Source organism: Ruegeria sp. HKCCA6707, assembly GCF_013033515.1.
In the GTDB taxonomy this organism is placed as follows: domain Bacteria; phylum Pseudomonadota; class Alphaproteobacteria; order Rhodobacterales; family Rhodobacteraceae; genus Ruegeria.
Window position 1 is genome coordinate 18,803 of the sequence record NZ_WQEG01000017.1, and the last position, 11,313, is coordinate 30,115.

At 57.1% G+C, this 11,313-nt stretch carries 13 protein-coding genes; 6 read left to right on the top strand and 7 right to left on the bottom strand.

Annotated elements, in window-relative coordinates; genetic code table 11:
- Positions 1-7: 7 nt before the first annotated feature.
- Together GOW40_RS21230 and GOW40_RS21235 are read right to left on the bottom strand one after the other, a co-directional pair.
- On the bottom strand, positions 8-1,246 hold the full coding sequence (locus tag GOW40_RS21230; RefSeq protein ID WP_171231153.1) for a COG4223 family protein: 1,239 nt from the start codon (positions 1,244-1,246) through the stop codon (positions 8-10).
- Positions 1,247-1,300: 54 nt separating this feature from the next.
- Positions 1,301-2,014 carry a uroporphyrinogen-III synthase gene (locus GOW40_RS21235; RefSeq protein ID WP_171133825.1) on the bottom strand — a complete coding sequence of 238 codons (714 nt, stop codon included), beginning with the start codon at positions 2,012-2,014 and terminating at the stop codon, positions 1,301-1,303.
- A gap of 97 nt (positions 2,015-2,111) precedes the next feature.
- Between GOW40_RS21235 and tsaD the strand changes: the two genes are divergently transcribed.
- The 5 genes from tsaD (at position 2,112) to GOW40_RS21260 (ending at position 6,116) form a co-directional block, all read left to right on the top strand.
- Complete coding sequence (gene tsaD / locus GOW40_RS21240; RefSeq protein ID WP_171133824.1) at positions 2,112-3,209, top strand: tRNA (adenosine(37)-N6)-threonylcarbamoyltransferase complex transferase subunit TsaD; 1,098 nt, start codon at positions 2,112-2,114, stop codon at positions 3,207-3,209.
- The gene (locus GOW40_RS21245; RefSeq protein WP_171133823.1) at positions 3,206-4,168 is read left to right on the top strand and encodes an NAD(P)H-dependent glycerol-3-phosphate dehydrogenase; all 963 of its coding nucleotides are present in this window, start codon (positions 3,206-3,208) and stop codon (positions 4,166-4,168) included. The genes tsaD and GOW40_RS21245 overlap by 4 nt, the downstream gene beginning before the upstream one ends.
- A gap of 1 nt (position 4,169) precedes the next feature.
- A complete protein-coding gene (locus GOW40_RS21250) occupies positions 4,170-4,439 on the top strand; it encodes a YciI family protein (protein WP_171133822.1) in 270 nt (89 codons plus the stop codon).
- Positions 4,439-4,861 carry an EVE domain-containing protein gene (locus GOW40_RS21255; protein ID WP_171133821.1) on the top strand — a complete coding sequence of 141 codons (423 nt, stop codon included), beginning with the start codon at positions 4,439-4,441 and terminating at the stop codon, positions 4,859-4,861. The genes GOW40_RS21250 and GOW40_RS21255 overlap by 1 nt, the downstream gene beginning before the upstream one ends.
- Positions 4,862-5,021: 160 nt before the next feature.
- Positions 5,022-6,116, top strand: coding sequence for a hypothetical protein (locus tag GOW40_RS21260; RefSeq protein ID WP_171133820.1), 1,095 nt, complete (start codon positions 5,022-5,024; stop codon positions 6,114-6,116).
- A 215-nt stretch (positions 6,117-6,331) separates the two neighbouring features.
- Here the strand turns inward: GOW40_RS21260 and GOW40_RS21265 are convergent, their stop codons facing one another.
- The 4 genes from GOW40_RS21265 to GOW40_RS21280 all read right to left on the bottom strand — a co-directional run bounded on the left by GOW40_RS21265 (position 6,332) and on the right by GOW40_RS21280 (position 9,385).
- Positions 6,332-6,673, bottom strand: a complete 342-nt coding sequence (locus GOW40_RS21265; protein WP_171097326.1) for a DUF2853 family protein — start codon at positions 6,671-6,673, stop codon at positions 6,332-6,334.
- A gap of 141 nt (positions 6,674-6,814) precedes the next feature.
- Positions 6,815-7,564 carry an extensin family protein gene (locus GOW40_RS21270; RefSeq protein ID WP_171133819.1) on the bottom strand — a complete coding sequence of 250 codons (750 nt, stop codon included), beginning with the start codon at positions 7,562-7,564 and terminating at the stop codon, positions 6,815-6,817.
- A 12-nt stretch (positions 7,565-7,576) separates the two neighbouring features.
- A complete protein-coding gene (ahcY, locus tag GOW40_RS21275; RefSeq protein WP_171133818.1) occupies positions 7,577-8,965 on the bottom strand; it encodes an adenosylhomocysteinase in 1,389 nt (462 codons plus the stop codon).
- A 102-nt stretch (positions 8,966-9,067) separates the two neighbouring features.
- Complete coding sequence (locus tag GOW40_RS21280) at positions 9,068-9,385, bottom strand: hypothetical protein (protein ID WP_171133817.1); 318 nt, start codon at positions 9,383-9,385, stop codon at positions 9,068-9,070.
- Positions 9,386-9,592: 207 nt separating this feature from the next.
- On the opposite strand from GOW40_RS21280, the gene GOW40_RS21285 reads away from it, so the two are divergent.
- Complete coding sequence (locus GOW40_RS21285; protein WP_171133816.1) at positions 9,593-10,186, top strand: HD domain-containing protein; 594 nt, start codon at positions 9,593-9,595, stop codon at positions 10,184-10,186.
- Positions 10,187-10,340: 154 nt separating this feature from the next.
- Here the strand turns inward: GOW40_RS21285 and GOW40_RS21290 are convergent, their stop codons facing one another.
- Positions 10,341-10,946 carry a hypothetical protein gene (locus GOW40_RS21290; protein ID WP_254444538.1) on the bottom strand — a complete coding sequence of 202 codons (606 nt, stop codon included), beginning with the start codon at positions 10,944-10,946 and terminating at the stop codon, positions 10,341-10,343.
- Positions 10,947-11,313 lie beyond the last annotated feature (367 nt).

Consider the following 11,313-nt stretch of genomic DNA (forward strand, 5'->3'; position numbering starts at 1 on the left):
AGGTCCTTCAATTCGAGTTTACGCTGGCGCCAAGCGCCTGCGCGGCATCCAGCGCGGATAGACGGGTCTGGGCGCTTTTCTCCCAATCTGACAGCGCAGCCTTTGCCGCATCCGGCAGGGCTTTGAGCTCGGTCAGTGCGGTTTCGATATCGCCGCCCGCCAAAGCGGCCTGAGCACGAGACAGGATCGCATCCGGGTCATCACCGTCCTGCGGTGTGACAGATCGCGCCCCCGTCTGGCGCTGCAGAAACGCGACGAGCCCGGTGCCCTTGTCCGCGTCGCGCGCATTCGCCAGAGCAGTACGTGCAGCGGGTTCGAACGATGTCCGCAACGCGGCCAACGTGGCTACGCCGCTTTGGGCAGATGTGGTCAGTGCATCCGGAACAGTCAGACCACCGGCCTGCAACTCAGTCACAAGATCTTCGTAGCTTTGGCCTGAGTCCAACCGCCCCTGCAGTCGGGTCAGAATGGCCGTGTTTGTGGCCGCGCGCGCTTCGGCAGCAGCCTTTGCCTCAAGCGCTTGCGCGTCCGAGACCATTTTCTCAACCTCAGCGCGTTGGGTAGCCAGCGAATCCTGAAGCTTCTTCAGCTCTGCTTCATAAGCCGCCACAGCTTCGGCAGAGGCCCCTTCTGTTATCGGGCGCTTTTCCAATTCAGCCAGGCGGTCGGCAAGCGGGTCGATCTGACCACTCAGCGCTTCGAGGCTGGACTTTACCGAACCCACATCGGTTTCAATCGGTGCAAGCTTGTCGCTCAACGCTGTGATCTGGCCGGTCAAAGCGGATGTATCCGGTCCGTCAGCCAGGGCTTTGGTCAAATTCTCGATCTGCGTCGCTTGGTCCGTCAGCTTGGCTTCCAACGCCGTCAATGCTTCGGAGTTGTCCGCTCCGTTTGATGAGATCAACCCGCTGCTGCCGGCCCAAAGCCCAACCGCTGCAGCTACTGCACCACCAAGGAGCGCCGGAACAAACCCACCCCGCTTTTCAACCGTGCGTTCGACGATCTTTTCTTCGACCGGAGCTGCTTCGGTCACTTCAGCCGCCGTTTCGGCTTCGGCTTCGGCTTCGGCTTCGGCTTCGGCTTCGGCTTCGGCTTCGGCTTCGGCTTCGGAAGTCGCTTCTTCTATTGGCTGGTCTGCGTCAAGGCTTTCAGCGTCCGATGTCGACTCTGCATCAGCCTCGGAGGACTCGATCTCAACCTTGGGGTCTTCTACAGGGTCCTGATCGGATTTCTTTTTCCTGGCCACTGTCAAATTCCCCTTATCGATTCCCAAAACACCAGAACTACAGACAGAAACAAGTTAGACTGCCCCCGGCGCACCCTCAACCCGCATCGCATGTTTCACAAGCTTTTTAACGGCTTTCTGCATTTTCTTGGGCGTCGGCTGTTTTGCGATTTTCAAACGTGCATAGTCCAATGAATAAAGCGGCTCGGCGGCCGCTTCGCTGATGGCTGCCAGCCATAGCGGGGCCGTCCCCGTCCAGACATCGGCAAATTGTCGCGCCGTGCGGGGTGAGAATATCGGGGCGATGATCGGCATCTGACCCCGTGACGCCGCAATGGCCTCAACCGTTAGAGGCAGCAGGCGCTGTTGATAAATTGGTACCTCGCGCGTGGTTAGACCTAGCTCGGTCAAACGCTCGGCGATGTTTCCACGCGTATGCTCGCCCCGCAGATGCAAAAGCGGGCTATCGGGGCGGTCTTGCAGCAAGCTTGCCACCAGTTCCTCGGCTGTAGACCCGGCCATTACTGCGTTCCAGCCTGCACCTTGGGCCGTCGCCGTGGTTGAAGGCCCGACGCAATAGGCCGGAAACTGACGCGGAATACCAAGGGACACCGCTGCGTTGACTGCATTGGCCGAGGAAAAGATCAGCCCTTGAGTGCCTGCGATTTCCACCGAAACATTCAAGGGTCGGATTTCCAACAAAGGCGAATGAATGACCGTAACGCGGGACCGGGTGCGCGTCGAAAGCTGCGCGACAAACCTGGTAGAGGCGGCGCGAGGGCGGGTCATCAACAAATACAACGTCTGGCGCCTTGGCCTTGAGGATTGTTTGCGTCCACGCAGGGTGATACCCCGCTGTGCAATCATGATGCAACGGATTGGACCGATGGTGCAAACACTTACCGTTTTGGGATTGGAGAGCAGCTGCGATGACTCCGCTGCCGCCGTGGTGCGCCAATCTGACGGTGAACCGGTGCAGATCCTGTCTTCGATTGTCTATGGGCAGACCGAACTACACAGCGCCTTTGGCGGTGTTGTCCCCGAAATCGCGGCGCGGGCCCATGCTGAAAAGCTGGATACTTGCGTGATACAGGCCTTGGAGACCGCGGGCCTGTCCTTGCAGGATATGGACGCCATTGCGGTCACCGCAGGCCCCGGCCTGATTGGCGGCGTGATGTCTGGCGTGATGTGCGCCAAGGGGATCAGCGCAGCCACCGGCCTGCCCTTGGTCGGAGTGAACCATCTGGCAGGCCACGCCCTGACACCGCGTCTGACCGACGGGATTGCATATCCTTACCTGATGTTACTGGTCTCGGGCGGGCACTGCCAATATCTGGTTGCGCATGGGCCCGAGGATTTTACCCGACTGGGCGGCACCATCGACGACGCGCCCGGAGAGGCCTTTGACAAAACCGCGCGCCTGTTGGGCCTGCCACAACCCGGCGGGCCTTCGGTCGAGGCCGAGGCACGGTCAGGCGATCCCAAGAGGTTTCGCTTTCCCCGTCCGCTGCTGGACAGGCCCGGTTGTGATCTGTCTTTCTCGGGGCTGAAGACGGCGTTGTTGCGGATGCGTGATCAGATCGTTGCGGAAAAGGGTGGCCTGACCCGTCAGGACCGCGCCGATCTTTGTGCCGGGTTTCAGCAAGCGGTCGTGGACACTCTGGCCGAGAAAACGGGGCGCGCGATTGATCTGTATCTGGAGTATGACCCAGCTCACCCAGTGATTGCGGTCGCGGGCGGTGTGGCGGCCAATTCGGCCATTCGCGACGCGTTAGAGACTGTTTGCAGTGAAAAAGGCACTCGATTCACGGCACCTCCACTGGCGCTGTGTACTGATAACGCTGCCATGATCGCCTATGCGGGGCTTGAACGGTTTCGCAATGGCGCACGCGACGGTCTGGATCTGACCGCGCGACCGCGTTGGCCTTTGGACCAGACCAGCCCGGCGATGCTCGGCAGCGGCAAAAAGGGGGCCAAAGCATGAGCGTGTCGGTTCTGGGCGCAGGTGCGTTTGGTACAGCTCTGGCGATTTCACTGGCCCGGAATGGGCCGGTGACCTTGTGGGCGCGCGACCCCGAACACGCCCTGTTGATGCAGGACGGGCGCAAGAACGCTGCGCGGCTTCCGGATGTCACGTTGCCGGACGGGATCACCGTGACATCTGACATCGCCTTTGCGGCTGAAAGCGATACGCTGCTCGTCTCGGTCCCCATGCAGAAGTTACGCGCCGCTTTGCAGGATCATGCCCAGGTTTTGGCCGACAAAACTTTGGTGGCCTGCTGTAAGGGGATAGAACTATCGACCGGGCTTGGACCGATAGCGGTGATTTCCGACGTAATCCCGACGGCGCGTCCTGCGCTTTTGACCGGCCCCAGCTTTGCCGATGACATTGCCCGCGGATTGCCCACTGCGCTGACACTCGCCTGCGCCGATAACGCTCTGTGCACAGCGCTGCAATCCGAACTGACCACCGCTAACCTGCGCCTTTATCGCACTACAGACACTTTAGGTGCCGAACTGGGTGGAGCACTCAAGAACGTTATGGCCATCGGGTGCGGCGCTTGTATCGGCGACGGAATGGGTGAAAGCGCACGCGCGGCCCTGATGACCCGTGGTTTTGCCGAGATGCAGCGTTTTGCGCTTTTACGCGGTGCGCGGGCCGAGACCCTGATGGGTTTGTCGGGGTTGGGAGACATGGTTCTGACCTGCTCTTCCGAGCTGTCGCGGAACTACCGCTTTGGTCTGGCGCTGGGCCGTGGCGAAGCGTTTGACATCAACACAACAGTCGAAGGTGTGGCCACCGCCGAGGCAGTGGCCGAGATCGCCAAAGCCGAAGGTCTGGACATGCCGATCACGACAACGGTGGCGGAACTCAGCAGTGGCGCATACAGTGTCGCTGAAGCCATCCAATGGCTGCTCAATCGACCCCTGAAGGAGGAATAACATGCTGATCGCCCTGATCGCGCGCGACAAAGACGGCGCGCTGCAAACCCGGCTGGACAATCGTGCGGCGCACCTGGCCTATATCGAGGAAACGGGTGTTGTCTCGCAGGCCGGGCCGTTGCTGGACGGCGACGCCATGATCGGCTCTTTGATCATTCTCGACGTCGCTGATCTGGCCGCCGCGCAGACCTGGGCCGACAATGACCCCTATGCCAAAGCCGGATTGTTCCAATCGGTCGAGTTGATCCCCTGGAAAAAGGTCGTCGGCTAATGGCCTATTGGTTGTTCAAATCCGAACCGTCGACCTGGAGCTGGGATCAGCAGGTTGCCAAGGGTGAGACCGGTGAAGAATGGGACGGTGTGCGCAACTATCAGGCCCGCAACTTCATGCGGCAGATGGCGGTCGGTGATCGCGGGTTCTTTTATCACTCTCAGACGGAAAAAGCGGTGGTTGGCATCGTTGAGGTCTGTGCCGAGGCGCATCCCGACAGCACCACAGATGATGACCGCTGGGAATGCGTCGATATCAAGGCCGTGCGCGCCTTTGAGAAGCCAGTGACCCTGGATCAGATCAAGGCAGATGAACGCCTGGCCGAGATGGTGCTGGTCAAGAACTCTCGGCTGTCTGTGCAGCCGGTGACTGATCAGGAATGGCAGGTGGTTTGCGCGCTGGGTGATACCAAACCAGACTGACTTCAGCCTGCCCGACCCGGGCATTTCTTCTCAAAAGCTCTTAAAAATGCTATGTTTCCACAAGCTACGCCTGGTGGGGGTTTGTGGGCTTTTGTTTGCGTGACCGCGAATCTTTCTGTGGTGTTCGAGTGCGTGCTGGTCATTTCGAAAGCGTAAACCTGTGTCTGACGATCAAGACAGCGTTGAAGCAACGGAAGAGATTGTTGCCGAACTGACCTCCAAAAGCTGGGAGGCGCGGTTAGAGATCGCGCGCCAACAACGCGCCGAAGCCTTGGCACAGGCAGATGTATCGCAAACCTCTGAAAATAAAACTGAATTCCTGAGCGAGCCGCTTGAAGAGCAGTCTGCGCCCGCTCGCGGAAGCTCGCGGCTTGAACGTGTTGTCTACAAATATGCCCATGCTGATCAGGTCGCTACAAAAGCGAAAACTTGGGCGATCAACCGTATGTCATTGATCGTCTTGGGTGCGGTTTTGTGCGGTGCGTTCCTGCAATGGTCCGCAACGAAACTCATCGCGGGATGGGCCGAATCCCAGGAGCTTAGCGCGGTCGATTCCCGAGAATCGGTAGTGGAATCACCGACTGCAATCGCCCACGTTTCCGCAATTCAGACTTCGGTTTTGGAACCGAAGAATCCTTCCGTTACAGGTGTCGATCCGCTGGATGATGATACTCCAGAGATCGCACTTTCTGTCGAAAAGTCTGACGCGTCTTTGCCGGCCCCAAGTTTGGAAATGGACCAGCCACCTGAAGGCTTCCCGCAACTTGCAACACCGGTTATTCCGGAACCCGAAATGCAAGCCGCGATAGAGGCCTTGGTCATGTCCATTGATGAACCGGCCTATTCGTCAACCGAGGATCCCCAGCATGGTCCGGATTTGTCTGTTTCCGAGCCACCAAAGCCCTTCATTGACGTCGCGGTTTCCGTGTTTGTACCTGCTGGAGTGTCATCGGACATAAGCGCAGACGCGTTGGACGCACTCAAAGGTGGACAAGCCGAAATCGTCGCGTCCGCACTGGTCGGATATTCCGTGAAACAGACACAGGTGCGGTTCTATCATCAGGCTGACGCCAAACGGGCCGGGCTTGCTGCAGAAGCGTTGGGGGGAATCGCGCGCGACTTCACCAATGCAGCGTCAAAGACGCAGCCGGGGCATATCGAAGTCTATCTGGAAGGTCAGGGCGGAGGACGCACACGCAACCCGTCCCGCAGCATCGAACAATTCGTCACCCGGCTGGTGAACGAGTTTCGGTAAATGAAAGGGAAGGCCCTGACGGATCAGAACCTTCCCTACCCCCGCGTGCTCCCTACTCACCACACGCGTATGGAAATATCTGGTTCTGACCGTACTGGTCACGAACTGAACCTAGCCCATTTGCGCGCAGAATTTCAAAGGCTAAGTTTTTAAATTACAAATCAAATGCAAAGCGCCCGCCGAATTACGACGGGCGTCCAGTACCGAGCAGAAAATCAGCTGTAGACGGATTCTTTGCCGAAATGCTTGGTGAGCATGTAGTAGACAACGGCGCGGTATTTATTGCGCTCGGACATGCCGTAGGTTTCCATTGCCTTGTTGATGCCTTCCATCAACTCCGGGCCATCTGCCAATCCAAGTTTCTTGATCAGAAAGTTGTTCTTGACCGTTTCCAACTCGGAGTCCTGGCTGGCGGCAACTGTGGCCGCATCCGCGTCATAGATCGCCGGACCGCAACCGATTGTAACCTTGGTCAGCAGGTCCATATCGGGGTCCATCCCACATTTGTCTTTCAGATCTTCTGCGTATTTTGCGATCAGTTCGTCGCGCTTGCCCATGTCCCAGTCTCCTTAATCCCAATTAGGCGGATGTCTTCGCCGATGGCGCGAAGCCTATCCGTGATCGTGAAATTCCCAAAAGGAAAAAAATCCGCGAATCCTCCCCCTTGGACAGACTCAAGCAAAATCCTGCTGGATAGGCTATCTGCAATATCCCCAACCTGGACCCTGCAGGTGGAAGTGATCAGCATGTAACCGGTTGAAATCAGGGCCAAGAACAACACGGAACCAGCTGCAGCCCCCTTTCCAAATGCGCCTTAGAAAAGCGGATTCCGGGGTGTCGCCGGGCCAGTCTTGCAACAGCGTCAGGCTGCGCCCATCGGCGGTGTCCACACCAATGATATCGATCGCATCAGCTCGGGCATGGCTGCTCCATCCGCTGTTTTCACCCTGGGCGGTACGCATGCGACGACAGTTATAGCTGCCCAAATGCCTCAGCCGCGTGATTTCAGTGTCCAAAATCTCGCGCGCTGCAGGTTGCACTACGTGGTGCTCCCACATGGTAAGGCGCAGGGTGGTGGTACAGCTGGTTTCTACCGGAGCAATGCGTGAGGTCATCAGATTTGACAGCAACCCTCGACCTGAGATGCCGCAGTTTTCATCAACAACCAGGTCCTCCATCGCGTCAAACACAACGCCTGCGTCCGACAGTGAGGCTCGGCACTGCGCCTCATCCGCCAGCGCGCGGTTCAACTGGTACTTTGTGATCGGCGTGACGGGCGCGGTCACCGACAAAGGGCGTAGCGGATTCCAATGGGCTGGCACCGGCGTTTCCGGATGCGCCAACAGCCACCATCCACCGCCGCCCAACAGGATGGCAACAACCGCAAGTCGGAAAACAAAAGACGCCGCCAAAATCAGAATTCGGCGGCGTCTTGGATGTTCATTCATGCTGGAACAGGCTTAATAGCGGTAGTGTTCCGGCTTGTACGGACCTTCCGGTTTCACACCGATGTAAGCCGCCTGATCGCTGTCCATCTGGGTCAGTTTCACGCCAATGCGGTCCAGATGCAGGCGGGCGACCTTTTCATCCAGATGTTTGGGCAGGATATAGACCTTGTTTTCGTACTGATCGCCTTTGGTGAACAGTTCGATCTGCGCCAGAACCTGGTTGGTAAACGAGGCCGACATCACAAAAGACGGGTGACCTGTGGCGTTGCCCAGGTTCAGCAGGCGACCTTCAGACAGCAGGATGATACGGTTGCCCGAAGGCATCTCGATCATGTCCACCTGTTCCTTGATGTTGGTCCATTTGTGGTTCTTCAGGCTAGCCACCTGAATTTCGTTGTCGAAGTGACCAATGTTGCCGACGATGGCCATGTCCTTCATCGCGCGCATATGCTCGATGCGGATCACGTCCTTGTTGCCTGTGGTGGTGATAAAGATATCGGCGCTGTCGACCTCATCCTCCAGCAGCGTGACCTCGAACCCGTCCATCGCAGCTTGCAGCGCACAAATCGGGTCCACTTCGGTCACTTTCACTCGGGCACCGGCACCGCGCAGCGACGCGGCAGAGCCTTTGCCTACGTCTCCATAGCCGCAGACCACAGCAACTTTACCGGCCATCATCGTGTCGGTGGCGCGGCGGATACCGTCGACCAGCGATTCCTTACAGCCGTATTTGTTGTCGAACTTCGACTTGGTCACCGAGTCATTCACGTTGATCGCCGGGAACGGCAGATGGCCGTCTTTCACCAGCTGATACAGGCGGTTCACGCCGGTGGTAGTTTCTTCGGACACGCCCTGGATTTGGTCGCGCATTTTGGTGAACCAACCGGGGCTGGCAGCCATACGCTTGGCGATCTGCTTCTTGATCACCTCTTCCTCTTCCGAGCCCGGAACAGGGATGATGTCCTCACCCGCCTCGGCCCGTGCGCCCAGCAAGATATAGAGCGTGGCGTCGCCACCATCGTCCAGGATCATGTTCGGGCCGTCGTCGAACAGGAAGGATTTGTCCAGATAATCCCAATGCTCTTCCAGCGTCTGACCCTTGATCGCAAAGACCGGAATACCTGCGGCTGCAATCGCAGCTGCTGCGTGATCCTGGGTTGAGAAGATGTTACACGACGCCCAGCGCACATCCGCGCCCAGCGCGACCAATGTTTCAATCAGAACAGCGGTCTGGATGGTCATGTGCAGGGATCCAACGATCCGCGCGCCTGACAAAGGCTTGCTTTCACCGTACTCTGCGCGCAACGCCATCAGGCCCGGCATTTCGGTTTCAGCGATATCAAGTTCTTTACGGCCGAACTCGGCCAGTGAAATGTCTTTGACGATATAGTCCCCGGCCATCAGGTACTCCATTCCGGTAAAGGTTAATCCGGTTTGCCCCTAGCATCCCTTTCGGGACGTGGCAACGCAGATGGCCGGAAACGGGAACTTATGTTGCCAATATCAGCTTGGTGTGCCTTCTACCTTGATTTTGGGTATGGCTTCGAAAAAATCGGTGCCAACCGAAACAATGCAGCTGATCCCATTCGCGTGGGTCACCAAAACGGTATAACTTCCCGTTTCCTGAGAGGTCCAAACCTCCATCACCGATTGCGCCCCGCGCGATTTCTGCAATCCGCCAAAGGCCAGTTGTTCCGAGTAGCTGTCCTGCAACTTGGCGATCACCTGATCCCGCTGTGCGCAATTCTGCTGTGCAAAGGCAGGCGGGGCTGTGGCAGCCATTCCAAAGGCCAGGGCAATTCCAAACAAACGCTTAAACATAACATGCTCCTTTCGATACGCGTTTACGGTTCGAGAGGGGCACACCACGAAGGGCTTGGCGCCCCCCTTGATGTCTATGTCGGGACCACCTTGGATCGATTCAAAGCACGAAAGCTCAAGAAATCGTTGGCAGCGGGTGATCCGAATAGGTAAATCTTAGCACAAAATTGCGCGATCCGCGCGGGGGCACTTGAAGGGCATGGTATAATGGCAACACAACCCAGGGCGTGGCAACGAATGTTATCGGGCCGCCGGCTGGATCTGCTGGACCCAACCCCGGTGGATATCGAGATCGAAGATATCGCGCATGGCCTGGCATTTGTGGCCCGATGGAACGGGCAAACGGGCGGAGATTTTGCATATTCCGTGGCCGAACACTCCTTATTGGTTGAAGAACTGTTTGGCCGTATCGCACCAAACGCGCCGGTTAAATGGCGGCTGGCGGCCTTGTTACACGACGCCCCCGAATATGTGATCGGCGATATGATCTCACCGGTCAAATCCGCCGTCGGTCCCGACTATGGCGCGCTCGACGACCGCCTGGCCGCCGCCATCCACATCCGTTTTGGTCTGCCCGCCGAGGTGCCAAAAACAGTAAAACGTCAGATCAAGAAAGCCGACAAGATCAGCGCCTGGATGGAAGCCACCCAGATCGCCGGGTTCTCCGAGGCCGAGGCGACCAAGTTTTTTGGAAGGCCCTACAAAGCGGTGATGGAGGGATTGAGGATTACGCTACGGCCACCGGTCGAAGTGAGGAAAGCTTATGTAGCACGGCATCACGTATTGATAAGTTCTCTCTAGATGACCTGATTTCCACGAATAACGGCTCTGAGCTCCGAAAACCGTTGCTTGACCATTACATCTGGTAGGTCCGTGATGTGTTCAATTTACGATACAAAAACGAGTTCTGCTTCGGCGACAAACCTGCTCGCTCTTTCAATGAAATCAGATACCATCATTCGCCTCGTTGTGTAGCCTGCACCAGTGTCACCTGCGGGCTAACGATACCATCGGATACATCGCCAATATCGTTTTCGTAGTAGCGATCCGTTGTAACGTCAGGCCTCCGGGCAATCTGTTTCATCAGATTGACAGGAAAAAACGTCACTTCCACATCCGTAAAACCAGGAATCTGCCGTAGTATTGAAGATGTCGATCGCGCGCAGAACGCCCCTAATACAGAACCGTTGTTGGTTACCAACTCCAGCGCGAGTTCTGCCTGAGCGGGGGAAACAACAATCTCCTGGCTTACGATATGATGAGTGCTGCGCGCATGGGCGCTTTTATATGCAGCCACCCAAGCGGGGGTCATGCCGTAGAGCACGTCACCGCGTTCTACTATTTCAAAATGCTTGAACGAGCCTGCGGGATCAAAAATGACCTGCTGCGATCCGCTCACCATGAGTGCCGTGTGACCGCCGCTTTCACTATTGTTGCTTATCACTGTGAATAGCGTCAACTTGGGTGGGCCCTCAGGAACATAGGCAGCGGAGGCTGCAAATTGCTCACGAGACGCTTCCAAGGGTCTTGAGACAGCACAAGCAGCCAACAGAACAAGCATACTAACGGTTAAGACGATCCTCCGCATACATCCCTCTCGGGCAATTCGAATTGTGGTCAAGAACAACCTCAAATAAATGAGAACAAAAATTCTCATCCTCCGACGCTAGAAAGACCGCCTTAAGCCATCAAACTTTATCTGGACGCTGGTCCCATTTCGTTAAGGTTTGGTGTGATTCCGACACATAAGCTCGATAATCGCGCATTACCCGTTTTCGGCTAATTAATTGTGGCGGCTTTGTCCGCGTACCGGACGAACCGCCCGGCTGACCCATTCTGCGCATGTGAGACGACGTCAATCGTCCGCTTTGAGCGGCGGTCTCAATGGATCGCCGCAACACTTCACTTTGAGAGCAAAGATGGAGTGT